This is a genomic window from Pseudomonas sp. TAE6080 (genome assembly GCF_018732265.1).
In the GTDB taxonomy this organism is placed as follows: domain Bacteria; phylum Pseudomonadota; class Gammaproteobacteria; order Pseudomonadales; family Pseudomonadaceae; genus Aquipseudomonas; species Aquipseudomonas brenneri.
The window spans coordinates 105,406-128,591 of sequence record NZ_JAHIDY010000011.1 but is presented as its reverse complement, the minus strand read 5'-3'; the positions used below and the strand labels follow the sequence as shown (position 1 = coordinate 128,591).

General features: G+C 61.5%; 23 protein-coding genes and 1 pseudogene. 3 read left to right on the top strand and 21 right to left on the bottom strand.

Annotated features, from left to right (window positions below; genetic code table 11):
* Nucleotides 1–119 precede the first annotated feature (119 nt).
* The 11 genes and pseudogenes from KL786_RS30110 to ubiE form a co-directional block, all read right to left on the bottom strand.
* Nucleotides 120–824 carry a methyl-accepting chemotaxis protein gene (locus KL786_RS30110; protein ID WP_373347781.1) on the bottom strand — a complete coding sequence of 235 codons (705 nt, stop codon included), beginning with the start codon at nt 822–824 and terminating at the stop codon, nt 120–122.
* Between the two features lie 198 nt (nt 825–1,022).
* A pseudogene (locus KL786_RS30105) lies at nt 1,023–2,036 on the bottom strand (methyl-accepting chemotaxis protein); the annotation flags it as partial.
* Between the two features lie 180 nt (nt 2,037–2,216).
* Nucleotides 2,217–2,924 (bottom strand): 16S rRNA (uracil(1498)-N(3))-methyltransferase, encoded by a 708-nt coding sequence (locus KL786_RS10930; RefSeq protein WP_215517626.1) that lies wholly within the window; start codon nt 2,922–2,924, stop codon nt 2,217–2,219.
* On the bottom strand, nt 2,921–3,712 hold the full coding sequence (gene tatC, locus KL786_RS10925) for a twin-arginine translocase subunit TatC (RefSeq protein WP_032862241.1): 792 nt from the start codon (nt 3,710–3,712) through the stop codon (nt 2,921–2,923). The genes KL786_RS10930 and tatC overlap by 4 nt, the downstream gene beginning before the upstream one ends.
* Complete coding sequence (tatB, locus tag KL786_RS10920) at nt 3,709–4,110, bottom strand: Sec-independent protein translocase protein TatB (protein WP_032862240.1); 402 nt, start codon at nt 4,108–4,110, stop codon at nt 3,709–3,711. Before tatB ends, tatC begins: the two co-directional genes overlap by 4 nt.
* A 10-nt stretch (nt 4,111–4,120) precedes the next feature.
* Nucleotides 4,121–4,396: a twin-arginine translocase TatA/TatE family subunit gene (locus tag KL786_RS10915; RefSeq protein WP_032862239.1), complete on the bottom strand. Its 276-nt coding sequence runs from the start codon at nt 4,394–4,396 to the stop codon at nt 4,121–4,123.
* Nucleotides 4,397–4,424: 28 nt separating this feature from the next.
* Nucleotides 4,425–4,757 carry a phosphoribosyl-ATP diphosphatase gene (locus tag KL786_RS10910; protein ID WP_003187881.1) on the bottom strand — a complete coding sequence of 111 codons (333 nt, stop codon included), beginning with the start codon at nt 4,755–4,757 and terminating at the stop codon, nt 4,425–4,427.
* A gap of 2 nt (nt 4,758–4,759) precedes the next feature.
* Nucleotides 4,760–5,152: a phosphoribosyl-AMP cyclohydrolase gene (hisI, locus tag KL786_RS10905; protein ID WP_029296001.1), complete on the bottom strand. Its 393-nt coding sequence runs from the start codon at nt 5,150–5,152 to the stop codon at nt 4,760–4,762.
* Between the two features lie 64 nt (nt 5,153–5,216).
* Nucleotides 5,217–6,821, bottom strand: coding sequence for a ubiquinone biosynthesis regulatory protein kinase UbiB (ubiB, locus tag KL786_RS10900; RefSeq protein WP_215517625.1), 1,605 nt, complete (start codon nt 6,819–6,821; stop codon nt 5,217–5,219).
* Nucleotides 6,818–7,441: a ubiquinone biosynthesis accessory factor UbiJ gene (locus KL786_RS10895; protein WP_215517624.1), complete on the bottom strand. Its 624-nt coding sequence runs from the start codon at nt 7,439–7,441 to the stop codon at nt 6,818–6,820. Before KL786_RS10895 ends, ubiB begins: the two co-directional genes overlap by 4 nt.
* A complete protein-coding gene (gene ubiE, locus KL786_RS10890; protein ID WP_215517623.1) occupies nt 7,441–8,211 on the bottom strand; it encodes a bifunctional demethylmenaquinone methyltransferase/2-methoxy-6-polyprenyl-1,4-benzoquinol methylase UbiE in 771 nt (256 codons plus the stop codon). The genes KL786_RS10895 and ubiE overlap by 1 nt, the downstream gene beginning before the upstream one ends.
* A 156-nt stretch (nt 8,212–8,367) precedes the next feature.
* Between ubiE and KL786_RS10885 the strand changes: the two genes are divergently transcribed.
* The 3 genes from KL786_RS10885 (at nt 8,368) to KL786_RS10875 (ending at nt 10,166) form a co-directional block, all read left to right on the top strand.
* On the top strand, nt 8,368–8,643 hold the full coding sequence (locus KL786_RS10885) for a polyhydroxyalkanoic acid system family protein (protein ID WP_032862236.1): 276 nt from the start codon (nt 8,368–8,370) through the stop codon (nt 8,641–8,643).
* A gap of 138 nt (nt 8,644–8,781) precedes the next feature.
* Nucleotides 8,782–9,204 carry a phasin family protein gene (locus tag KL786_RS10880; RefSeq protein WP_032862235.1) on the top strand — a complete coding sequence of 141 codons (423 nt, stop codon included), beginning with the start codon at nt 8,782–8,784 and terminating at the stop codon, nt 9,202–9,204.
* Between the two features lie 11 nt (nt 9,205–9,215).
* Nucleotides 9,216–10,166 (top strand): phasin family protein, encoded by a 951-nt coding sequence (locus KL786_RS10875; protein ID WP_215517622.1) that lies wholly within the window; start codon nt 9,216–9,218, stop codon nt 10,164–10,166.
* A gap of 80 nt (nt 10,167–10,246) precedes the next feature.
* Here KL786_RS10875 and KL786_RS10870 read toward each other — a convergent pair whose 3' ends face one another.
* The 10 genes from KL786_RS10870 to KL786_RS10825 form a co-directional block, all read right to left on the bottom strand.
* Nucleotides 10,247–10,867: a TetR/AcrR family transcriptional regulator gene (locus KL786_RS10870; protein ID WP_032862232.1), complete on the bottom strand. Its 621-nt coding sequence runs from the start codon at nt 10,865–10,867 to the stop codon at nt 10,247–10,249.
* Between the two features lie 32 nt (nt 10,868–10,899).
* Nucleotides 10,900–12,582: a class II poly(R)-hydroxyalkanoic acid synthase gene (gene phaC / locus KL786_RS10865; RefSeq protein ID WP_215517621.1), complete on the bottom strand. Its 1,683-nt coding sequence runs from the start codon at nt 12,580–12,582 to the stop codon at nt 10,900–10,902.
* A gap of 102 nt (nt 12,583–12,684) precedes the next feature.
* Nucleotides 12,685–13,542, bottom strand: coding sequence for a poly(3-hydroxyalkanoate) depolymerase (gene phaZ / locus KL786_RS10860; protein ID WP_029296035.1), 858 nt, complete (start codon nt 13,540–13,542; stop codon nt 12,685–12,687).
* Nucleotides 13,543–13,707: 165 nt separating this feature from the next.
* Complete coding sequence (gene phaC, locus KL786_RS10855) at nt 13,708–15,387, bottom strand: class II poly(R)-hydroxyalkanoic acid synthase (protein WP_090292789.1); 1,680 nt, start codon at nt 15,385–15,387, stop codon at nt 13,708–13,710.
* 251 nt (nt 15,388–15,638) lie between these two features.
* The gene (locus tag KL786_RS10850) at nt 15,639–16,016 is read right to left on the bottom strand and encodes a gamma-butyrobetaine hydroxylase family protein (protein ID WP_215517620.1); all 378 of its coding nucleotides are present in this window, start codon (nt 16,014–16,016) and stop codon (nt 15,639–15,641) included.
* A gap of 162 nt (nt 16,017–16,178) precedes the next feature.
* The gene (gene hslU / locus KL786_RS10845) at nt 16,179–17,516 is read right to left on the bottom strand and encodes an ATP-dependent protease ATPase subunit HslU (RefSeq protein ID WP_065944534.1); all 1,338 of its coding nucleotides are present in this window, start codon (nt 17,514–17,516) and stop codon (nt 16,179–16,181) included.
* A gap of 38 nt (nt 17,517–17,554) precedes the next feature.
* The gene (gene hslV / locus KL786_RS10840; protein ID WP_017738857.1) at nt 17,555–18,085 is read right to left on the bottom strand and encodes an ATP-dependent protease subunit HslV; all 531 of its coding nucleotides are present in this window, start codon (nt 18,083–18,085) and stop codon (nt 17,555–17,557) included.
* A 233-nt stretch (nt 18,086–18,318) separates the two neighbouring features.
* Entirely contained in the window at nt 18,319–19,020 is a 702-nt protein-coding gene (locus KL786_RS10835) for an SPOR domain-containing protein (protein WP_029296044.1), read from the bottom strand.
* A 1-nt stretch (nt 19,021) separates the two neighbouring features.
* Nucleotides 19,022–20,758, bottom strand: coding sequence for an arginine--tRNA ligase (gene argS / locus KL786_RS10830; protein ID WP_032862344.1), 1,737 nt, complete (start codon nt 20,756–20,758; stop codon nt 19,022–19,024).
* 203 nt (nt 20,759–20,961) lie between these two features.
* Nucleotides 20,962–23,181, bottom strand: a complete 2,220-nt coding sequence (locus KL786_RS10825) for a primosomal protein N' (RefSeq protein ID WP_032862221.1) — start codon at nt 23,179–23,181, stop codon at nt 20,962–20,964.
* Between the last annotated feature and the right edge of the window lie 5 nt (nt 23,182–23,186).

Here is a 23,186-nt window from a genome sequence, read left to right as displayed (position 1 = left end):
ATCAACTTGAACGCTAGTCCCCTTGACCGTCAGGCGTGGCCATCACGGGCTGAAAAGCATGTAGGAAATTTCACAAGCTGCAAGCGGCGACCCGGACGGATCGCCGCGAAGGGCAGGCCTCAGACCCGGAAGCGGCCGACCAGTGTCTGCAGGTGGGTGCCCAGGCGTGCCAGTTCGGTGCTGGAAGCTGCGGTCTCTTCGCTGGCCGCAGCGGTCTGCTCGGACACATCGCGCACGTTCAACACGCTGCGGTTGATCTCTTCGGCCACGGCGCTCTGTTGCTCGGCGGCGGTTGCGATCTGCTGGTTCATCGCCTGGATAGCCGAGACCGTGCGAGTGATGTTTTCCAGCGCATGGCCAGCCCGGCGGGTCAGTTCGACACTGCTGTCGGTGAGGCCACGGCTGTTGTCCATGATGGTGGCGACCTGCTGAGTGCCGCTTTGCAGGCCGACGATCAACTCTTCGATTTCCTCGGTGGACTTCTGCGTGCGCTGCGCCAGGCTGCGTACTTCATCGGCCACCACCGCGAACCCACGTCCGGCCTCCCCGGCACGCGCCGCCTCAATGGCGGCGTTGAGGGCCAGCAGGTTGGTTTGCTGGGCCACGGACTTGATCACGTCCAGCACACTGCCGATCTTGTCGCTTTCGCGCTTGAGATGGCCCATGGCTTCGGTGGAGTTGCCGACTTCACCGGCCAGGCGTTCGATCTGGGCGATGGCTTCGCCGACCACCCTGTCACCTTCGCGGGCCTGCTGGTCGGCGGCGACGGCAGCCTCGGAGGCTTCCTCGGCATTGCGCGCCACTTCCTGCACGGTGGCGGCCATTTCGTTCATCGCGGTGGCCACCTGGTCGGTCTCGACCTTCTGGCTGTTGACCCCGGCGCTGGTTTGCTCGGTCACCGCCGACAACTCTTCGGCGGCGCTGGCGATTTGGGTCACGCCGTCGCTGATCCCGCCGATCAGGTCGCGCAGGCCCATGGTCATGCTTTGCATGGCGCGCTGCAGTTGGCCCAGTTCGTCCTGGCGTTGCGACACCAGGTCGTGGGTCAGATCACCGGCGGCGACGCGCTCGGCGACCTTGAGGGTCTGGCTCAATGGAATCACGATCTGCCGGGTAATCGCCCAGGCGGCGAACAAGCCGAAAGCCAGGGCCAGGGCGGTTGCCAGGATCAGCAGTTGCTTGGCTTGTGCGGCATCGTTGTCACGGACCACGGTTTGCGAAGTGGTGAGTTTCTTGCTGCGATCAAATAGCAGGTCGCCTTGTTCGGCCATGGCCTTGAGGGCCGCAGCGCTGGCCACCTGGGAGTCGCGGAACTGGCTGACAGCGGCAAGGTAGGCCTTGAGGGAGTCGCTGGCCTCTTGCAGGTTGGCGCTGTATTGCTCCGGCAGTTGACTGCGCAGGCTGTCGGCGTTCTTCAGGGCATTGGCGATGGCGTCCAGGGCCGGCTGTTCGGCTTCGGCCTTGGCGCTGTAGGTGTAGCCGCGCACCTGGAAGCGTGCCTGTTGGATCAACTTGCTCAAGTCGATCACGCTGTTGAATTGGCTGACGCTGTCACCTTGCAGCAGGTTTTTTTCGATTTCCGAGACCCGTGCAACGGCGTTGTCAGCCGTGGCGCCGAGTTTGCTGCGGGCATCTTCGCGGTGGGCGCCGGCCTGGACCATGGCGCTGAAGGACTGTTTGTACTTGGCGACGGCGGCCAGTTGCTCGTCGATCATGGCGACATCGGCCGGCTGCTCGATCTGGCTGCGTGCGGTTTTCAGACCGCTGTCGAGCTTGTCCATTAGCTCGTTGACCAGCCCTGGGCCTTGTTCGCCACGACGCATTTCATAGTCCAGGCGGGCCTGGCGCAGGTCTTTGGTCAGTTCATTTAGGCTGGAAATAAAGCCCAGTTTGTCGCCACGGCTGATCACGCCGCTCAGGCCCGTCCAGCCGGTGAACGTGATCAGGAGCGTGAGGACCAATACCAGGCCAAAGCCTGCGCTCAGCTTGCGATTGACGCTTACATTTCCCAGTTTTTCAGCTAGCCAACGGTACATGCGGTGAACTCCCCTGAACAAGGCTTGGACTTATTCAAAGGCTATCGGCACGTCAATACGATTCTGTAGGCGCGAACTTGCTCGCGAAAGTCGTCAACGATAACGGGTGCGTGCTAAATGAACGCGTCGCTCTCAAGTTTTTCGCGAGCAAGCTCGCTCCTACAGGAGATCTCAGTTTGGTCAGAAGAGGCGGGCCAGCAGGGCGGTGACGGCGGTTTCTACCCGCAGGATCCGCGCGCCCAGTTGCACCGGCTGCAAGCCGGCCTTGGCCAGCAAGTCCACTTCGTAGGGAATCCAGCCACCCTCGGGGCCGATGGCCAGGGTCACCGGCTCATCGAGGCCGCGTGGGCAGGGCGGGTAATCGCCGGGATGCCCGACCAGGCCAAGGGTGCCCTGGGCCAGGGCGGGCAGGCGGTCTTCGACGAAGGGCTTGAAGCGTTTTTCGATGATGATTTCGGGCAGCACGGTATCGCGCGCCTGTTCCAGGCCGAGGATCAGTTGTTCGCGAACCGCTTCAGGTTCCAGGAACGGAGTCTGCCAGAAGCTTTTTTCAACCCTGTAGCTGTTGACCAGCACTACCCGCGGTACGCCCATGGACGCTACGGTCTGCAATACCCGGCGCAGCATTTTCGGGCGCGGTAGGGCCAGCAGCAGGGTCAGCGGCAGTTTTACCGGTGGCGGCTGGTCGAGGGTGATTTGCAGCTCTGCCTCGCCCGCGTCCAGGCGCAGCAACTGGGCATTGCCCATCAGCCCGCCAATGCACCCGACGCGCAGGCTGTCGCCGACCACCGCGCGATGGACTTCCTGCATGTGCACCAGGCGCCGGTCACGCAGGATCACCCGGTCGGCCGCGATAAAGTCGGCCTCTTCCAGTAGCAGCAGGTTCACGGTTGCGTCGCTGGTGGCTGATCGTCGTCGGCGGGTTGATCATCCGGGTGCTCGCCACGCTTGCTCACCAGGCTGCCAAACAGGATGCCCACTTCAAACAGCATCCACATCGGCACGGCCAGCAGGGTTTGCGAGAAGATGTCCGGCGGAGTCAGGATCATGCCGACCACAAAGCAGCCGATGATCACGTACGGGCGGATCTTGCGCAGGTATTTGACGTCGACCACGCCGATCCATACCAGCAGCACCACGGCCACCGGAATCTCGAAGGCCACGCCAAAGGCGAAGAACAGCGTCATCACGAAGTCGAGGTAACTGGTGATGTCGGTCATCATCTCCACGCCGGCCGGGGTGGCGGCGGCGAAGAACTTGAAGATCAGTGGGAACACCAGGAAGTAGGCGAACGCCATGCCGGTGTAGAACAGCATGATGCTCGACACCAGCAGCGGCACGGCGATGCGTTTTTCATGCTTGTACAGGCCTGGCGCGATAAAGCCCCAGATCTGGTGCAGGATCACCGGGATCGCCAAAAACAGCGAAACCATCATCGTCAGCTTGAGCGGCGTGAGGAACGGCGAGGACACGTCGGTGGCGATCATCGTCGCGCCTACCGGCAGGTACTCGCGCAGCGGCGTGGAGACGAAGGTGTAGATCTGCTGGGTGAAGGCAAACAACCCGGCGAAGATGACGAAGATCGCCGCGACACACCGCAGCAGGCGGGTGCGCAACTCGGTGAGGTGCGAGACCAGCGGCATATGCTGGTCGTTTTCCGGTTTATCAGCGCTCATGGGGCTCGCGGCGGCAATGTAGGATCGTGGGGAGCGGGCGACGCGGTGGGCGCCGGTGCCGGTTCTGTCGAGGGTGCGGCGGGCGCTGCGGGTTCAACCACTGGCGCAATGCTCTGTTCGGCCACCGGCTCAACGGGTCTCGGCGCCTGTTGCTGGGGCGAGAGGATTTTTCGCGCTTCCTGCTCCAGGGACAGAATGTGTTCGTTGTGCAACTGCCGGCGGATTTCGTCGGCGCCGATTTCCCGTTCAACTTCCTGCTTGATGGCGTTGAAACTGCGTTTCAGGCGCCCGACCCACAGGCCGGCCGTGCGTGCCGCGCCAGGCAGGCGTTCGGGGCCCAGCACCAGCAAGGCGACGAGGCCGACGAGCAGCAGTTCAGAGAAGCTGATACCAAACATTAGTCAGTGCTCACGAGTCTTTGCGGGACGGCTCTTCGACTTTCTCGGCCTGTACGTCGAAGGTGCGACGTTCAGTGATCGGCTGTGCGGCCTGCGGGTGTACAGGCTGCGCCGGTGGCACCGGGTTGGCGGTGTCGGCCGGTTTTTCGTCGTCGTTCATGGCCTTGCGAAAACCCTTGATGGATTCGCCGACGTCAGTGCCCAGGTTTTTCAGTTTCTTGGTGCCGAACACCAGTACGACCACGACGAGAATAACAACCCAGTGTTTCCAGTCAAAAATGCCCATGCTGCACTTCCTCAAGTCAAAAAGTTATTCAGGCGGACGGGCGCGAGGCCTTTTCGGCGTGCCCGGACAAGCCGAAGCGACGGTCCAGTTCATCCAGTACGGCCTGTGGGTGCTGCCCCAGTTGGGCGAGCATGACCAGGCTATGGAACCACAAGTCGGCGGTTTCATAGATTACATCGCTGTAATCGCCGCTGATTTGCGCATCCTTGGCGGCGATGATCGTCTCGACGGATTCTTCGCCGAGTTTTTCCAGAATCTTGTTCAGGCCCTTGTGGTACAGGCTGGCGACATAAGAGCTGTCGGCGTCCGCACCTTTGCGGTCCTCCAGCACCTGGGCCACGCGGTTCAGGGTATCGCTCATGTTCAATGTCCTGCCGAGTAAATAGCGTGCGGGTCTTTGAGCACCGGCTCGACGGTTTTCCATGCGCCGTTCTCGAACACGCGGTAGAAGCAGCTGTGACGGCCGGTATGGCAGGCGATGTCGCCGATCTGCTCGACCATCAGCACGATCACATCAGCGTCGCAGTCCAGGCGCATTTCATGCAGTTTTTGCACATGCCCGGACTCTTCGCCCTTGCGCCACAGTTTGCCACGGGAACGTGACCAGTAAATGGCACGCTGCTCAGCGGCAGTCAGGCTCAAGGCTTCGCGGTTCATCCAGGCCATCATCAGGATGCGCCCGGTCTTGTGGTCCTGGGCAATGGCCGGCACCAGGCCGTCGCTGTCCCATTTGATCTCGTCCAGCCAGTCTTTCATCTTCGACTCCGACAACCGTGCGCTAGCCGCTCCGGCGATGTGCAACAGTGTATAACCGCGCGGGCTATCGACGCACGACCAGATAAAGGCCCACGGCGACCATGATGCCCGCTGGCCAGTAACCCAGGTCGGTCAATGGCCCACCGGCCGCGAGTACCGCGCCACCGCCCAGGTGCGCCGCGCCGAGCAGGCGCAGGAACCAGTCGTCCTTGCGCCGGTGCCACGGCGGCGCCGGGTCCTTGGCGTGGGGCTGGGACATGCGCTCCAGCAGGTCGCGGGTCATGTTGGCCAGGTGCGGCAGTTGCTCGACCTGGCTTTGCAGGTTGCCCAGCAGGGTTTTCGGGCTGACGCGTTCGCGCATCCAGCGTTCGAGGAACGGCTGCGCGGTGTTCCACAGGTCCAGGTCCGGGTACAACTGGCGGCCCAGGCCTTCGATATTGAGCAGGGTCTTCTGCAATAGCACCAACTGCGGCTGCACTTCCATATTGAAGCGTCGCGCAGTCTGGAACAGGCGCATCAGCACCTGGCCGAAGGAAATATCTTTTAACGGTTTTTCGAAGATCGGCTCGCACACGGTGCGGATCGCCGCCTCGAATTCGTTGAGTTTGGTTTCGGCCGGCACCCAGCCCGAATCGATGTGCAACTGCGCCACGCGGCGGTAATCACGCTTGAAAAAGGCAAACAGGTTGCGCGCCAGGTAGTCCTGGTCCTCGGGCGTGAGGCTGCCGACGATGCCGCAGTCGATCGCGATGTATTGCGGGCTCCACGGGTTCACCGTGCTGACGAAGATGTTGCCGGGGTGCATATCGGCATGGAAGAAGCTGTCGCGAAACACTTGGGTGAAGAAAATCTCCACACCGCGCTCGGCCAGCATCTTCATGTCGGTGCGCTGGTCGGCCAGGGTTGCCAGGTCCGTGACCTGCACCCCGTAGATACGCTCCATCACCAGCACTTTGGGCCGGCACCAGTCCCAATAGACTTGCGGCACGTACAGCAGCGGCGAACCCTCGAAGTTGCGCTTGAGCTGGCTGGCGTTGGCCGCCTCGCGCAACAGGTCGAGTTCGTCGTAGATGGTTTTTTCGTAGTCGGCGACCACATCCACCGGGTGCAGCAGGCGCGCATCGGCAGAGAAACGCTCGGCGGCGCGGGCGAGGATGAACAGCCACGCGAGGTCCTGGCCGATGATCGGCTTGAGGCCGGGGCGGATCACCTTCACCACTACTTCTTCGCCGGTTTTCAGCTGGGCGGCGTGCACCTGGGCGACCGAGGCCGAGGCCAGGGGTTCGACATCGAAACGGCTGAACACGTCGCTGATTTTCTTGCCCAACTGCTCTTCGATCAGCTTCATCGACTGCTGGGAGTCGAACGGCGGTACGCGGTCCTGCAGCAACATCAGCTCGTCGGCGATGTCTTCGGGCAGCAAATCGCGGCGAGTGGACAGGATCTGCCCGAACTTGATGAAGATCGGCCCCAGGTCCTGCAAGGCCAGGCGCAGGCGCGCGCCACGGCTCAGGTCCAGGGTTTTGCGCGGGAACCAGCGCCACGGCAGCACATAACGCACAGCCAGCAGAAACCACGGCAGCGGCAGGGCGAACAGCAGGTCATCGAGGCGGTAGCGGATGACGACGCGTTGGATGCGAAACAGACGGCGGACGGCGAGCAGCTTCATGCGTTATCGCTTGGATCAAGGGAGCGGCTCAGGCGCTCGAAGCGCGCCTCAAGCCGTTCCAGGTCAAGTTTGGCCTGGTCGAGTTCACGAAAGCGCGCTTCGGCTTCCCGTTGTCCGACGAGGGTGCGCGACTCTTCGCTCAGGTATTCGGCGAGGTTCTGGTTGAGGCTGGCGAAACCCTGCTGGTACCAGCGCGAGCGGCTGCGCAGGTGGCCGCTGATCAACTGGGTGGCCACCGGGCCGAGCCAGCGGGACAGCTCGTACTCCCAGTCCAGCTCCAGGTCTTGCAGCACGGCGGCCAGGTCCATCAGCACCGCGCTGTCGCCTTCAAGGGTGACGTCCGGACCGTGCAGGATCGCGGTCTTGTCCCGGCTCAAGGCCAGGCGCAGCAGGCTGGACGCCGGCGCGCGCAGGGTACAGTCGGCCTCGGCAGCCCAGTGCGCTGCCAGCATAAGGCCTTCATCGCTGGGCAGGATAAACAGCTGCAAGGCCGGGCTGGTGCAATCGACGGCAATGATCTTGCCGTTCAGGTGCGCCAGCCGCGCCAGGGCGGTGCTGTCCAGGCGAAGGACACGGTTGAGGCCGTGTTCGACGCTGGCGAGAAGGCCCGAGAGCAACATCAGGGCTTGATGCCGCGGTGGAGGGCAACGATGCCGGAGGTCATGTTGTGGTAGGTCACGCGGTCGAAACCGGCCTCTACCATCATCGACTTCAGGGTTTCCTGGTTGGGGTGCATGCGGATCGATTCGGCCAGGTAGCGATAGCTCTCGGCGTCATTGGTGATCAGCTTGCCCATCAACGGCATGAAGGCGAACGAGTAAGTGTCGTAGACCTTGGACATCAGCGCGTTGGTCGGTTTGGAGAACTCCAGCACCAGCAGGCGACCGCCAGGCTTGAGCACGCGCAGCATCGAACGCAGCGCATCTTCCTTGTGGGTCACGTTGCGCAGGCCAAAGGCAATGGTCACGCAGTCGAAATGGTTGTCCGGGAACGGCAGTTTTTCAGCGTCGGCCTGGACGAACTCAATGTTGCCCGCCACGCCCTTGTCCAGCAGGCGGTCGCGACCGACCTTGAGCATCGAGCCGTTGATGTCGGCCAATACCACCTGGCCGGTGGGGCCAACCAGCTTGGAGAACTTGGCCGCCAGGTCGCCCGTGCCACCGGCGATATCCAGCACGCGGTTGCCGCTGCGTACGCCGGACAATTCGATGGTGAAACGCTTCCACAGGCGGTGCATGCCGCCCGACAGCACGTCGTTCATCAAGTCGTACTTGGCGGCCACGGAGTGGAACACCTCAGCGACTTTTTCCGCTTTCTGGCTTTCCGGGACGTTCTTGAAGCCGAAGTGAGTGGTGGGTTCGGCATCGCTGCCTTTGCGCTGATCAGTCATATCGCTGTCACCAAAAGAGAATGCGGGACATTCTAATCCCCAAGGCATGCTTTGTCTTGGCAAGGCTGAAGGTAAGATAGGTGGCCGCCGAGACCTTTTGCCGCATGGCGGGTGAGCAGGGTGCTCAATACGTCTCTATAACGAGGAGTCATTCAAATGGCCCGCATACAGATTGAACGTGCCCACGCACTGGGTAAGGAAGCTGCCAGGGCGAAAGCCGAGAAGTTGGCACATAAACTCAAGGAACAATATGGCCTGGAACCGTCGTGGTCCGGCGATACGCTGAACCTCAAGCGCTCCGGCGTCAAAGGCACATTGAAAGTGGCCGAGGACTCTTTAAGGATCGAGGTGGAACTGGGCCTGTTGATGTCCGCCATGAGTGGCACCATCAAGTCCGAAATCGAGAAGGCCCTGGATAAGGCGCTGGCCTGATCTGCGACCGCGCGCCGCATCGAATGCAGGTCGATTGCGCAGTTCTTAGGGTGCCGATTCTAATTTTTCTCCCTACTTTGTACTCAGCCCTCAACTCCTGTGGGCAGTTCCTCCACCCTTTTATGCGTGAGGTGCACCATGGCCAAAGTTATTTTGAAGAAAAAAATCGACACCCAAATCAGCGCCCTGAGCGACGTTAAAACCTATGCTCGCAAGATCTGGTTGGCGGGTTTGGGGGCTTACGCGAAGGTCGGCAGTGAAGGCAGCGAGTACTTCAAGGATCTTGTGAAGACTGGTCAACATGTTGAAAGTAAAGGTAAAAAAGTTGTGAATGAACAACTTGATGCTGCCAACAGTCAGATTGATTACGTTAAGAGCAATGTCTCCAGCGTCAAGGGTCGCGTCGAAGTTCAACTGGATAAAGTCGAGAAGGCTTTTGACGCGCGTGTTGCAAGTGCCTTGAATCGAATCGGCATTGCGTCTAAACATGACGTGGAGACACTCTCTGCTAAGCTCGATGAGCTAACGGCATTGCTCGAACGTGTCGCGCGTAAACACTAAGGAGACATCGGATGGCTGTTAAAAAGACTACTCAGAAAGAAGGCAGCTCTTGGGTCGGGAAAGTTGAAGAATACTCCCGCAAGATCTGGCTGGCTGGTTTAGGCGTGTACTCGAAGATCGACAGTGACGGCAGCAAACTCTTCGAGACTTTGGTTAAAGACGGCGAGAAGGCCGAGAAGTTGACCAAGAGCACAGTGGGTAAACAAGTTACTGCGGCCAAGGCAACTGCCGGTTCGCGCATCAGTGATGCGAAGAAGCAGGTGTTGGGAACTTGGGGTGAGCTTGAAGGCGCACTCGACAAGCGCCTCAACAGTGCCATTTCGCGACTGGGCGTGCCTAGCCGTACTGAAGTGAAGGCACTGCACAGCAAGGTCGATACCCTGACCAAGCAAATCGAAAAACTGACCGGCGCTAAAGTTGCCCCAGTGAAAGCAGCTGCAAAACCGGCTGCCAAGCCGGCGGCGAAGACGGCTGCTGCCAAACCTGCGGCGAAAACCGTGGCCAAGCCTCTGGTCAAGGCCGCTGCCAAACCTGCAGCTAAACCTGCGGCCAAGGCAGTTGCCAAGCCAGCGGCGAAAACCGCAGCAGCCAAACCAGCAGCTAAGAAGCCTGTAGCGGCCAAAGCGGTAGCCAAACCTGCGGCCAAGCCAGCAGCGAAACCTGCGGCCAAGCCAGCGGCCAAAACGGCTGCCGCCAAACCGGCTGCCAAGCCAGTTGCAGCCAAACCAGCTGCCAAACCGGCCGCCGCAAAGCCAGCAGTCAAACCTGCGGTAGCCAAGCCGGCTGCAAAGCCAGCGGCGAAGAAACCTGCCGTAGCCAAGAAGCCAGCAGCGCCAAAGCCAGCGGTAGCGGCCAAGCCTGCAACCCCTATAGCCGCGACCAACTCGGCCACCGCGCCGACGTCCGCCGCAGCAACCTCGACTGTAACGCCGGCAACCCCGACGCCATCCAGTCAGTCCTGATCTGTTCGGGACACAAAAATGCCCGGCCTTCAACGGTCGGGCATTTTATTGGGGCTTGAGAACAGCCCGCTCCCACATTTTTAGTCTGTGTCGTCCAGGTAGCGCAGTGCAAAACGCTCGGTCGCCAATCGCGCCGGCATCAGCAAGTGCGGCGCCACCAGCATCATCACTTGATACACCGCCACCCGCACCTCAGCCTCGCGATCAAGAATCCGCTGGTAATCCAGGGAAAACAGCAGGGTCATGGTGATCTGCTCCACCAATTGCCCCAACGCCTGGGTATCGCTGACCAACTGCCCCTCGGCCTTGAGCCTGGCCAACAGCGAAGCCAGTGTGCGCTTGAGCGCAGTCAGCAGGTGACGAATCCCCTTGGCCAGCTTTGGCAGGCGTCCGGCCAGGTTCGACAGGTCCTGGAACAGGAACCGATAGTGCGCCATGCGCTCGACGATCAGGTGCAGGAACAGCCAGTAATCCTCCGGCGCCAACTGCACATTTGCCGGTGGGTCGAGCAGCGGTGCCAGCTCCCCCTGGAAACGCTCGAACAGCCCCAGCACCAGCGGCTCCTTGCCGTGGAAGTGGTAATAGAGGTTGCCGGGGCTGATCCCCATTTCATTGGCCACCTCCATGGTTGAAACATTCGGCTCGCCCTTGTGGTTGAACAACTGCAGGGCACATTCAAGGATACGGTCGCGGGTTTTCATCCAGTCTTCTTAGTGGTCAATGAGCCAGGGTGTCAGCGAACCCGCACATAGGTGCCGGGCGCCGCCTCCATCGGTGGGTAGTTCTGGTTGCCCAGGGCTGTCAGGGTCTCGCGCTGCACCCCGGAGCGTTGCTGGATCCACGCAAGCCACTGCGGCCACCAACTGCCCTCGACGTGGCTGGCGTCGTAGTACCAGGCGCGGGGGTCGCTGCTCAGCTTGAGGTTTTCGACGAAATTGGCCTTGGGGTTGCCCGGCGGGTTGAGGATGCTCTGGATATGCCCGCTGTTGGACAGTACGAAGCGTTTGTCGCCGCCCAGCAGCAAAGTCGAGCGGTAGACCGCGTCCCACGGCGTGATGTGATCGTTGATCCCGGCCACGCTGAAGCTGTCGACCGTGACTTTCTGCAGGTCGATGGGGGTGCCGCACACCTCCAGGCCGCCGGGATGGCTCAGGGGGTTGTGCTTGAAGAAGTCCAGCAGATCGCCGTGCAAGGCCGCCGGCAAACGGGTGTTGTCATTGTTCCAGTACAGGATGTCGAACGCCGGAGGCTCCTTGCCCAGCAGGTAGTTGTTGATCCAGTAGTTCCAGATCAGGTCATTGGGGCGCATCCAGGCGAAGACCTTGGCCATGTCCCGGCCATCCAGCACCCCTTGTTGGTAGGAGCGGCGCTTGGCTGCCTCCAGGGTCTGTTCGTCGGCAAACAGCATGGCGGGGCTGTCGATCTGGCTGTCCAGCAGGCTCACCAGGTAAGTGGCACTGGCCACGCGGCGTTGCTGGCGCTTGGCTTGCAGATGGCCTTGCAGGGCGGCGATGGTCAGGCCGCCAGCGCAGGCGCCCATCAGGTTCACTTCGCGGGCGCCGGTAATCGCCCGGCAGATATTCAGCGCTTCTTCCAGCGCCGCCACATAGGTGGACAGGCCCCACTCGCGATGACGCACGTCCGGGTTGCGCCAGCTGACCATAAACACTTGCAGGCCGTTCTTCAGGGCGTACTGCACAAAACTGTTGGCCGGGCTCAAATCGAAAATGTAGTACTTGTTGATTTGTGGCGGCACCACCAGCAGCGGCTTGGCGTACTGTTTTTCGCTCATGGGCTTGTACTGGATCAGCTCCAGCAGTTCATTGCGAAACACCACCGAACCGGGCGTGGTGGCGACGGTCTTACCGACTTCGAAGGCTTGCTTGGTGACCTGGCGCGGCAGGCCATTGTTGTGCAGCAGGTCGTCGAACAGGTTGCTCACACCGCGCACCACGCTGTTGCCGCCGGAATTGAGCAGCTCCTTGATCGCCAGCGGGTTGAGCAAGGTATTGGACGGTGACACCGCATCGTTGAGCAACGAGAAGGCAAAGTGCGCACGGGCGCGGTCGTCGTCGCTCAGGTTGCTGTCGTCAATCCAGTGCTTGGTCTGTTTCTGCCAGCTCAAATAGGCTTGCAGGCTGCGTCGGTACAGCGGGTTGAGTTTCCACGTGGGGTCGGCGAAGCGGCTGTCGCGGGGGTTGGGTTCATGCACGGTCTCACCCAGCAGCACCCGCCCCAGTTGCCCGCCCAGCGCCAGGGCATGGCGGGCGCTGTGCAGCGGGTTGCGCAGCCCATGGGCGGCGACGCTGCGCAGGGTCGACAGCAGGTCCCGGCCGCGCAGGCCGGTGATTGCACTTTGTGCATTGATGAACGCGGCGGGGGTCGGTGCCGGGATCTTCACGGGTCTGTCACGCATGAGCCAACACTCCTTCGTCAATTCACAAGCAAGCACACAAGTTCAGAACCATAGTCGGTTCTGGCCAAGTTGCGCGTAGGGGTCGTCCTGACCCGGTACCGCTCAGGTGTTGCTATAGGGGGCCGGCTGCGGATGGATCACCGCGCGCAAGCGTTCTTCCTGGAGAAACTTCATGATGATCGGCGCGACCGCCTCGGCCCGGGTGATCAGGAACAGGTGGCCATCGTCGATGATATGCAACTGGGCGTTGGGAATACGCCAGGCCAGCATGCGCATGTTGACCAGCGGGATCAGCGGGTCGTCGTCACCGGCCAGCACCAGGGTCGGCTGCTTGATCTTGTGCAGCCAATGAATGCTGGTCCAGCCAAGCCCGGCGAACAGTTGCCAGTAGTAACCCAGCTTGCCCGCCGAGCGCACTTTGCTCGCGTGTTCGGCGGCCAGCTTCGAATCCCGGCGGAACGAGCCGCCATAAATCATTGGCGCGATACGCACCACGTGGGACGGTTGGATGTAGCGCCGGGGGCTGGCCATCAGCCACAACACTTTTGGCTTGCCCGGTACCATGAAGGCACCGGCAGCGGTGGCGGCCAGGATCAACTTCTTGCAGCGCTCCGGGTAGTCGTAGGCAAACTGCTGCGCCAGGGCGCCGCCCCAGGAAACTCCCACGGCATTGACCTGGCCATAATCCAGGTAATCGAGCATGCGCGCGGTGAGTTTGGCCAGGCCGGGAAAACGATAGGGCCGGCTGGGCGTCGAGGAACCACCGACACCCGGCACGTCAAAGGCAATCACTTCCAGGTCCGGGTCCAGGGCCTGGACGAACGGAAACACCAGCTCAAGGTTGGCGCCGATGCCGTTGAAAATCAGCAGCGGCGTCAAGTGAGACTTGCCCGGTCGTACCGCCGTGCGGATGGTCTGGCCATCCAGGTCGATGGTACGGAAGATGAACGGTTGCGGCATGCTCTAGCCCTGTGAAGTGTTACAGCTGGAATGCGGTCAATGTAGGAGCTGGCTTGCCTGTGATAGCGGTGGGTCAGTCAGTACATGTGTTGGCTGACCCACCGCTATCGCAGGCAAGCCAGCTCCCACATTTGATTCCATTTCAATCATAAAAAAGTGTGTGCGTTATCTTTCGTGAACGTATGTACCCGGCGCAGCCTCTGCGGATGCGTAAGTCTTGTTGCCCAAGCTCGTAGGTGCTTTCTTCAGCTTGCCCGAGCGCTCCCCCATCCAGCCCTGCCAGTGCAGCCACCATGAGTCGGTATGCTTGGTGGCATTTTCCTGCCAGTCCAAGGCCTTCTCGCCCATGCTCTCGCTGGTCTGGTAGCGCGCCTTCGGGTTGCCGGGCGGGTTGAGGATGCTCTGGATATGCCCGCTGCTGGACAGCACGAACTCGACCTTGCCGCCAAACAGTTGCGCCGACTTGTAGCAGGACTGCCACGGTGTGATGTGGTCGTTGGTGCCTGCCAGGGAGTAGATATCTGCCGTCACCTGCTTGAGGTCGATCGGTGTGCCGCACACTTCCAGGGCGCCTGCGCGCACCAGCGGGTTGTTCTTGAACAGCTCGATCAGGTCGCCGTGGAAAGCCGCTGGCAAGCGCGTGGTGTCGTTGTTCCAGAACAGGATGTCGAACACCGGCGGCTCGTTGCCCAGCAGGTAGTTGTTGACCCAGTAATTCCAGATCAGGTCATTGGGGCGCATCCAGGCGAAGACCTTGGCCATGTCCCGGCCTTCCAGTACTCCGGCCTGATAGGAGTGGCGCTTGGCTGCTTCCAGGGTCTGCTCGTCGACGAACAGTGCCACCTGGGTGTCGAGGGTGGTGTCCAGCACGCTTACCAGCAAGGTCAGGGCGTTGACCTTCTTCTCGCCCAGCGCCGCATAGTGGCCCAGCAGCGCAGTGCAGGTGATGCCGCCCGAACAGGCGCCGAGCATGTTGATGTCCTTGCTGCCGGTAATGGCGGTCACCACATCGACCGCCTCTTTCAGCGCCTCGATATAGGTCGACAGGCCCCATTCGCGCTGGGCCTTGGTGGGGTTGCGCCAACTGACAATAAAGGTCTGCTGGTTGTTGCGCAGGCAGAAACGCGCCAGGCTCTTCTCCGGGCTCAGGTCGAATACATAAAACTTGTTGATCTGCGGGGGGACCACCAGCAGCGGGCGTTCGTGGACCTGTTCGGTGATCGGCTTGTACTGGATCAGTTCCAGCACGTCGTTGCGAAACACCACCGCACCCTCGCTGGTGCCCAGGCTCTTGCCCACTTCAAAGGCACCCATATTGACCTGGCTCGGCATGCCGCCGTTGTGGACCAGGTCCTTGGCCAGGTGCGAGAGGCCATCGAGCAGGCTCTTGCCACCGGTTTCGAAGAAACGTTTGACGGCGGCCGGGTTGGCGGCGCTGTTGGTCGGCGCCATGGCCTCGGTCATCAGGTTGATGACGAAGTGCCCGCGGCTGATGTCCTGTTCCGACAGGTTGCTGTCACCGATCCAGTCGTGCAGCTCCTTGCGCCAGGCCAGATAGGTTTGCAGGTAGCGTTTGTAAAGCGGGTTCTGGCTCCAGGCCGGGTCGTTGAAGCGACGGTCATCGCTTTCAGGGGCAAGCTCGGATTTGCCGAATACCACATTCTTCAATTCGACGCCAAAGTGGGCGACGTGCTTGACGCTATGCAGTGGTTGCTTGATGGCCTGGGTCAGCACCATCCGCGCAGAAGCCAATAAATCCTTTTTGCGTAACGCGATGATCGGGTTCAGCCCCAGGGTGTTTTCCGAGGCCTGGCGTTTCAAGTCATCGTTATTCTTGTTACTCATCTACGACGCTCCATTGTCCGAAAGACGAGTACCGGGTACCGCTGTGCACCCACTTATTCGATGCACAACTCAAGCCTGGTACTGCTGCTCGGGTGACCGTTGATACCGCATCGTCAAATGCAGGGAACTTGCCAATCTCATTGGTTACCCGAGTTTAATTTTTTTCGCAAGCGGACCAATCGTTGGTCACACGACAGAGCATTCAAGCAGAGGAAATTAGAAAATGCTTACTAATGAGCAGGAAGCCTGAGCTAGAGCATCAGCTTGACAACCGACTGACTCGGATCGCGGGTTTTTCCGGCGGCCTTGAGCTCGGCAAGATAATCGGCCCACAGCGCGTCCTGACGTACGGCGAGTTGGTAGAGGTAGTCCCAGGTGAACAGTCCGCTGTCATGACCGTCGTCGAAGGTCAATTTCAGTGCATATTGCCCGGCGGTTTCGATCTTGATCAGACCGACATTGAGCTTGCCGTATTGCAGGATCGGATTGCCGTGGCCCTGGACTTCGGCGGAGGGAGAGTGCACCCGTAGCAGTTCAGCGCTCAGGTGATAGACCTCGTCCGGCCCGTAGGTTAGCGAGAGGGTCTTGGAGGCTTTGTGCAGGTTGATGGCGGTGGGCATTTTAGACATTGGGGGAACCGCTCATGGATGATCCTGAAGGAACCGGCTTTAAAATGTGGGAGCGGGCTTGCTCGCGAATGTGGTGGGTCAGTCACAGTTGCATAAACTGACCCACCGCATTCGCGAGCAAGCCCGCTCCCACATTAAAGCAGAGCGGTTCCTGTGTGAGGCTTACAGGATATAACGAGACAAGTCTTCGTTCTGCGCCAATTCGCCCAGGTGGCTGTTGACGTAGTCGGCGTCGATCTTGATGGTCTCGCCGTTCTGCGCGCCCGCCATGTCGCCGGCGCTGAAGGACACTTCCTCCAGCAGGCGCTCAAGCAAGGTATGCAGGCGACGGGCACCGATGTTCTCGGTCTTTTCGTTGACCTGCCAGGCAATCTCCGCCAGGCGCTTGATACCGTCCGGCAGGAACTCGATGCCCAGGCCTTCGGTTTTCAGCAACTCGCGGTATTGCTCGGTCAGCGAAGCGTGCGGTTCGCTGAGGATGCGTTCGAAGTCGCCCGGGGTCAGCGCCTTGAGCTCCACGCGAATCGGCAGGCGGCCTTGCAGCTCCGGCACCAGGTCGCTTGGCTTGCTCAGGTGGAACGCACCGGAGGCAATGAACAGGATGTGGTCGGTCTTGACCATGCCCAGCTTGGTGTTCACCGTGCAGCCTTCGATCAGCGGCAGCAGGTCGCGCTGCACGCCTTCGCGGGACACATCGACGCCGCCGGAGTTGCCGCGCTTGGCCACCTTGTCGATCTCGTCGATAAACACGATGCCGTGCTGCTCGACTGCTTCCAGGGCCTTGGCCTTGAGCTCTTCCTCGTTGACCAGGCGTCCGGCTTCTTCGTCACGCACCAGCTTGAGCGCGTCCTTGACCTTGAGCTTGCGGCTTTTCTTCTTGCCCTTGCCCATGTTGGCAAACAGGTTCTGCAACTGGCTGGTCATTTCTTCCATGCCAGGCGGAGCGGAGATGTCGACGCCAGCGTGCTCGGCGACTTCGATCTCGATCTCCTTGTCGTCCAACTGGCCTTCACGCAGGCGCTTGCGAAACAGCTGGCGCGTGTTGGAGTCCTGGGCCGGTGCTGCGTCTTCATTGAAGCCCGCGCGTGCCGGTGGCAGCAGGGCGTCGAGGATGCGCTCTTCGGCAGCATCTTCGGCGCGATGGCTGACCTTGGTCATTTCCTGTTCGCGCAGCAGCTTCAGGGCGGCATCGGCCAGGTCACGAATGATCGACTCGACGTCACGGCCTACATAGCCGACTTCGGTGAACTTGGTCGCTTCGACCTTGATGAACGGCGCGTTGGCCAGCTTGGCCAGGCGCCGGGCGATTTCGGTCTTGCCGACACCGGTCGGGCCGATCATCAGGATGTTCTTGGGGGTTACTTCAACGCGCAATTCTTCGGGCAGTTGCATCCGGCGCCAGCGGTTACGCAGGGCGATGGCAACGGCGCGCTTGGCATCGTCCTGGCCGATGATATGGCGATTGAGTTCGTGGACGATTTCGCGGGGAGTCATGGACATAGTGGTGTGTGGTCCTCAAGCAGGAAAAAGCCGACGGCTTATTCCGCGAGGTCCTGCTCCTCAATGGTCAGGTTGTGGTTGGTGAACACGCAGATATCGCCGGCGATACCCAGGGCGGTCTCGACGATTTCCCGGGCCGACAGGTCGGTTTTCTTCAACAGTGCGCTGGCTGCGGCCTGGGCGTAGCCGCCGCCGGAACCCATGGCGATCAGGCCGTTCTCAGGCTCCACTACGTCACCGTTGCCGGTGATGATCAGGGACGCGTCTTTGTTGGCGACGGCGAGCATGGCTTCGAGGCGGCTGAGGGAGCGGTCGGTGCGCCACTCCTTGGCCAGCTCGACAGCGGCGCGAACCAGATGGCCCTGGTGCTTTTCCAGCTGGCCTTCAAAGCGTTCGAACAGGGTAAAGGCGTCAGCGGTGGCCCCTGCAAAACCAGCAAGGACCTGGCCGTGGTACAGGCGGCGCACTTTTTTGGCGTTGCCTTTCATCACGGTATTGCCAAGGGAAACCTGGCCGTCGCCGCCCATGACGACTTTGCCGTGGCGACGAACTGAAACGATGGTGGTCAAGGGGAGAGTCTCCACGCTGCGGGGCGAAAATGCCCTGATGGAACTCATATGGGGGTGGCGGGGGAGATTTCAACCGTAGGACGGGTCTGCGGATGAGTGGTGAAAACGCCACAAAACCAAATGTGGGAGCTGGCTTGCCTGCGATAGCGGTGCACCAGTCACTGAGAATATTGACTGATACACCGCTATCGCAGGCAAGCCAGCTCCCACATTTGATCCGTGTTGGCTGTGAATCAGCGGCTCTGGCGTTGTTGTAACAACAGGTTGCTAAAACCAGCGCCCGCCAGTTGTTTCTGCGCCACGGTCAGCTGCTCACGGTTGCTGAACGGCCCGACCAATACGCGGTACCAGGTCGCCTCCTTCACCGTCCCGGACTCCACCGTCACGGTCTGCCCCAGCAGGATGATCTGCGCACGCACCCGATCGGCATCCGCCTGCTTGGGGAACGAGCCCGCTTGCAGGAAGAACTTGGTCACCGGCGCCGCCTTGGTAGTGGCAACCGGTGGCGCGGGCGGCGGGGTAATCCCGGCCAGCGCGGCCTGGGCCCGTGCCGTGTCGATTTTCGCGGCTTCCGCCGGAGTGACCGGCGTGGTCGGTACTTGCGGCGTCGGCAGGGTTTTCTCCGGCACGGCGTCTTGCGGCACGATCACTTCCGATTCCGGCAGCAGCGTGTAGAAGTCGTACTTAGGCTTCACAGGCGCGGTCGGGCTTGGCGGCGTCTTGTTCGCCTCGGCGATCTTGCTGGCCTTCTGCTGCTCCTGCTTGACCCGCTTGACGTCCTCGCCCTGGCCCGGCTCCAGTTTCATCAGGAACACGATAAACGCACCGACCGACAGGCCGATGGCCAGCCACATCCAGCCCGGGATCGGTTGTTTAGCCGGAGCCTGGTAGCGGCTGGCGCCGCGCTTGGGTGCAGGTTTTTTCTTGGCTGCCAACTTACATGCGCTCCAGAGTTTCCAGGCCCAACAGTTCCAGGCCTTGCTTGAGGGTCCGTCCAGCCAGTGCGGCGAGGCGCAGGCGGCTTTGCTTTTGCGTTTCGTCGTCGGCACTCAGGATCGGGCAGTTCTCGTAGAAGCTGGAGAACAACCCGGCGACTTCATACAGGTAGGTGCACAGAATGTGTGGCGTGCCTTTCTCGCCGACGCTGTTGAGCACTTCGCCGAACTGCGCGAGCTTGGCGGCCAGTTCCTGCTCGTGAGGCGCTTGCAGGATGATCTGGCCGTCGACCTCGCTGAAATCCTTGCCCAGTTTGCGGAATACACCGGCCACACGGGTGTAGGCATACAGCAGGTACGGCGCGGTGTTGCCTTCGAAGTTGAGCATCAGTTCGAAGTTGAAGCTGTAGTCGCTGGTGCGGTGCTTGGACAGGTCGGCGTATTTCACCGCGCCAATCCCTACCACCCGGGCGATGTTACGCAGGTCGGCTTCGGCCAGCTCCGGGTTTTTTTCCTTCACCAGGTTGTAGGCACGCTCCTGGGCTTCGTTCAGCAGGTCGATCAGCTTCACGGTGCCGCCGTCGCGGGTCTTGAACGGACGGCCATCGGCGCCGTTCATGGTGCCGAAGCCCATGTGTTCCATGTGCATCGGGTGGGTGACGAAACCGGCGCGGCGCGCCACTTCGAACACCTGCTGGAAGTGCAGGGCCTGACGCTGGTCGACGAAGTACAGGGCACGATCGGCCTTGAGTACACCGCTGCGGTAGCGTACGGCCGCGAGGTCGGTGGTGGCATACAGATAGCCGCCGTCGGCCTTGACGATGATCACCGGCAGCGGCTCGCCGTCGGCGGTCTTGAATTCGTCGAGGAACACGCACTGGGCGCCGTTGCTTTCAACCAGCAGGCCCTTGGCCTTGAGGTCGTTGACCACGTTGATCAGGTCGTCGTTGTAGGCACTTTCGCCCATGACGTCGGCCATGGTCAGCTTGACGTTCAGCAGCTCGTAGATTTTCTGGCAGTGGGACAGGGAAATATCGCGGAAACGTGCCCACAGCTCCAGGCACTCCTGGTCGCCGGCCTGCAGCTTGACCACCAGGCCGCGGGCGCGGTTGGCGAACTCTTCGGATTCGTCAAAGCGCTTTTTCGCGGCGCGGTAGAAGTTTTCCAGGTCCGACAGTTCGTTGCTGGTGATGGGGTTCTCTTGCAGGTACGCCATCAGCATGCCGAACTGAGTGCCCCAGTCGCCCACGTGGTTCTGGCGGATCACGGTGTCGCCGAGAAACTCCAGGACCCGCGCCACGCCGTCGCCAATGATGGTCGAGCGCAGGTGGCCGACGTGCATTTCCTTGGCCAGGTTGGGCGCCGACAGGTCGATGGCCACACGCTGTACCGGGCCGGCCTTGCGCACACCTATTTTGGCGTCAGCCAGGGCTGCGTCCAGGCGCGAGGCCAGGGCTTGGGTATTCTGGAAAATATTGATAAAGCCGGGGCCGGCGATTTCGGCCTTGCTCACCTGTGGGTCGGCCGGCAGTGCGGCAATGATTTTTTCCGCGAGGTCGCGCGGTTTCATGCCCGCAGGCTTCGCCAGCATCATCGCGATGTTGCTGGCGAAGTCGCCGTGGGTCTTGTCTCGGGAGTTTTCCACCTGGATCGCCGGCGTCAGGCCTTCAGGCAACACGCCTTCGTTGACGAGTTGGGTGAGGGCTTGTTGGATCAACTGGCGAATGGTGTCTTTCATGGTGTTCTCTTTCGACCGCAAGCGGCGGCGCGCAATGCGCAGGTGGAAAAACTGGACATTATCCGGTGCGAGGGCGGGCTTGCCAACCATTCAGACCGGTTGACGGACCTGCGGGCCTCATCGCGGGCAAGCCCGCTCCCACATTTACGCTGTTCACAATTCAAAATGTGGGGGCTGGATTGCCTGCGATAGCGATTTATCTATCAGTACAAATCTACCGGATCAACATCCAACGACCATCGCACCTGCCGCCCACTGGGCATTTGCTCCAGAGCAAGCAACCAGCTACTTAATAGCCGGTGCAGCGGCGCGCGGGCCGTGGCTTGCAACAGTAGCTGCGCGCGATAACGGCCGGCGCGGCGCTCCATCGGTGCTGGCACAGGGCCCAGTAACTCGATGCCGCTCAGACCCAGTTCAGCGAGCAAACGTTCAGCTGCGCTGCACGCTTCATCCAGGAAACCTTCGGCCTGCCCCGGTTTATGGGCCTCTGCGCGCAGCAATGCCAGGTGCGCAAAGGGTGGCAAGCCTGCGGAGCGACGTTCGCTCAACGCCTGCTCGGCGAAGGCGAAATAACCTTGTTCTGTCAGTTGAATCAGTAGCGGGTGGTCCGCCAAGTGGGTCTGGATGATCACTTTGCCGGGCTCTTCGGCACGCCCGGCGCGGCCTGCGACCTGCACGATCAACTGCGCCATGCGCTCGCTGGCGCGGAAGTCTCCGGAGAACAGCCCACCGTCGGCATCCAGGATCGAGACCAGGGTGACGCGTGGAAAGTGATGCCCTTTGGCAAGCATCTGCGTGCCGACCAGGATGCACGGCTGGCCTTTCTGGATGGTGGCGAACAGCTGGTTCATTGCATCTTTGCGCGACGTACTGTCGCGGTCCACCCGCAGTACCGGGAAGTCCGGGAATAGAATCCCCAAGCGTTCCTCGGCGCGTTCGGTGCCTGCGCCCACCGGCCGCAGGTCGACTTTGCCGCATTGCGGGCAATGGCGCGGCACACGTTCCACATGGCCGCAGTGGTGGCAACGCAGTTCGCCGGAGCGTTGGTGTACGGTCATTCGCGCGTCGCAGCGGTTGCATTCGGACATCCAGCCGCAGTCGTGGCACAACAGCGTCGGCGCAAAGCCTCGGCGGTTGAGAAACACCAATACCTGCTGGCCGGCCGCCAGGGTCTGGCCGATGGCTTGCTGCATCGGCCCGGAAATGCCGCTGTCCAGCGGGCGACTTTTTACATCCAGGCGCAGGAAACGCGGCTGCTTGGCGCCGCCCGCCCGCTCATTGAGGCGCAACAGGCCGTAGCGCCCGGTGTAAGCGTTGTGCAGGCTTTCCAGGGACGGGGTGGCCGAGCCCAGCACAATCGGGATGTTTTCCTGGCGGGCGCGGACCAGGGCCAGGTCGCGGGCGTGGTAGCGCAGGCCTTCCTGCTGTTTATAAGAGCCGTCGTGTTCTTCATCGATGATGATCAGGCCGGGGTTTTTCATCGGCGTGAACAGCGCCGAGCGGGTGCCGATAATAATGTCGGCCTCGCCGTCCCGGGCGGCGAGCCAGGATTCCAGACGCTCGCGGTCGTTGACGGCCGAGTGCACCAGGGCGATCCGCGCGTTGAAGCGTTGCTCGAAGCGCGCCAGGGTCTGCGGCCCGAGGTTGATCTCGGGGATCAGCACCAGCGCCTGTTTACCGGCTTCCAGGGTTTCGCGGATCAACTGCAAATAGACTTCGGTCTTGCCGCTGCCGGTGACGCCGGCCAGCAGGAACGCATGGAAGCTGTCGGCGCCGGCGCTGATCGCCTCAAAGGCGGCGCGCTGTTCCGGGTTCAGCGGCAACTCCGGTTGGGCCAGCCAGTGTTCGTGACGCTCGCCGGGGGCGTGGCGGCGGATTTCCACCTGCACCAGGTCCTTGGCCAGCAGCAGATCCAGGCTGTCTTTACTCAACATCAGCTTGCTCAACAACTGATGAGCGACGCCGTGGGGATGCTGGGCCAAGGTGGCCAGGGCTTCGCGCTGGCGCGGCGCACGGGCGATGCGTGGGTCATCCAGGCGGGCGCCGGGGGTTATCGACCAGAAGCGCTCCTGGCGGGTCTCGGCCAACTCGCCCTGGCGCAACAGTACCGGTAGCGCCCAGCTCAAGGTGTCGCCCAGGCTGTGCTGATAATACTGGGAGGTCCACAGGCACAACTTGAACAAAGAAGCCGGCAGCGGTGGCGTGGCATCGAGGATGGCCAGGGCCGGCTTGAGCTTTTCTGCCGGCACTTCGCTGTGGTCCGCGACTTCGATCAGGATCCCGATCATCTCCCGTCGGCCGAACGGCACGCGCACGCGCATCCCCGGCTGCAACTGCGCCCGCACTACGCCCGCCGGCGCCCGGTAGTCGAACAGGCGGCGCAGGGGCGAGGGCAGGGCGAGGCGCAAAATGGCGTCGGGCACGCGGG

What these genes read in the sequence shown, in the direction of transcription:
- KL786_RS10875 (WP_215517622.1), top strand. Translation starts at nt 9,216, where the DNA reads ATGGCTGTTAAAAAGACTACTCAGAAAGAAGGCAGCTCTTGGGTCGGG.
- KL786_RS10910 (WP_003187881.1), bottom strand. Translation starts at nt 4,757, where the DNA reads ATGAGCGATACCCTGAACCGCGTGGCCCAGGTGCTGGAGGACCGCAAA.
- tatC (WP_032862241.1), bottom strand. Translation starts at nt 3,712, where the DNA reads ATGAGCGCTGATAAACCGGAAAACGACCAGCATATGCCGCTGGTCTCG.
- KL786_RS10870 (WP_032862232.1), bottom strand. Translation starts at nt 10,867, where the DNA reads ATGAAAACCCGCGACCGTATCCTTGAATGTGCCCTGCAGTTGTTCAAC.
- phaC (WP_215517621.1), bottom strand. Translation starts at nt 12,582, where the DNA reads ATGCGTGACAGACCCGTGAAGATCCCGGCACCGACCCCCGCCGCGTTC.
- KL786_RS10850 (WP_215517620.1), bottom strand. Translation starts at nt 16,016, where the DNA reads ATGTCTAAAATGCCCACCGCCATCAACCTGCACAAAGCCTCCAAGACC.
- KL786_RS10915 (WP_032862239.1), bottom strand. Translation starts at nt 4,396, where the DNA reads ATGGGCATTTTTGACTGGAAACACTGGGTTGTTATTCTCGTCGTGGTC.
- phaZ (WP_029296035.1), bottom strand. Translation starts at nt 13,542, where the DNA reads ATGCCGCAACCGTTCATCTTCCGTACCATCGACCTGGATGGCCAGACC.
- argS (WP_032862344.1), bottom strand. Translation starts at nt 20,758, where the DNA reads ATGAAAGACACCATTCGCCAGTTGATCCAACAAGCCCTCACCCAACTC.
- KL786_RS10895 (WP_215517624.1), bottom strand. Translation starts at nt 7,441, where the DNA reads ATGTTGCTCTCGGGCCTTCTCGCCAGCGTCGAACACGGCCTCAACCGT.
- ubiB (WP_215517625.1), bottom strand. Translation starts at nt 6,821, where the DNA reads ATGAAGCTGCTCGCCGTCCGCCGTCTGTTTCGCATCCAACGCGTCGTC.
- KL786_RS30110 (WP_373347781.1), bottom strand. Translation starts at nt 824, where the DNA reads ATGGCCGCCACCGTGCAGGAAGTGGCGCGCAATGCCGAGGAAGCCTCC.
- phaC (WP_090292789.1), bottom strand. Translation starts at nt 15,387, where the DNA reads ATGAGTAACAAGAATAACGATGACTTGAAACGCCAGGCCTCGGAAAAC.
- hisI (WP_029296001.1), bottom strand. Translation starts at nt 5,152, where the DNA reads ATGAAAGACTGGCTGGACGAGATCAAATGGGACAGCGACGGCCTGGTG.
- hslU (WP_065944534.1), bottom strand. Translation starts at nt 17,516, where the DNA reads ATGTCCATGACTCCCCGCGAAATCGTCCACGAACTCAATCGCCATATC.
- ubiE (WP_215517623.1), bottom strand. Translation starts at nt 8,211, where the DNA reads ATGACTGATCAGCGCAAAGGCAGCGATGCCGAACCCACCACTCACTTC.
- tatB (WP_032862240.1), bottom strand. Translation starts at nt 4,110, where the DNA reads ATGTTTGGTATCAGCTTCTCTGAACTGCTGCTCGTCGGCCTCGTCGCC.
- KL786_RS10880 (WP_032862235.1), top strand. Translation starts at nt 8,782, where the DNA reads ATGGCCAAAGTTATTTTGAAGAAAAAAATCGACACCCAAATCAGCGCC.
- KL786_RS10885 (WP_032862236.1), top strand. Translation starts at nt 8,368, where the DNA reads ATGGCCCGCATACAGATTGAACGTGCCCACGCACTGGGTAAGGAAGCT.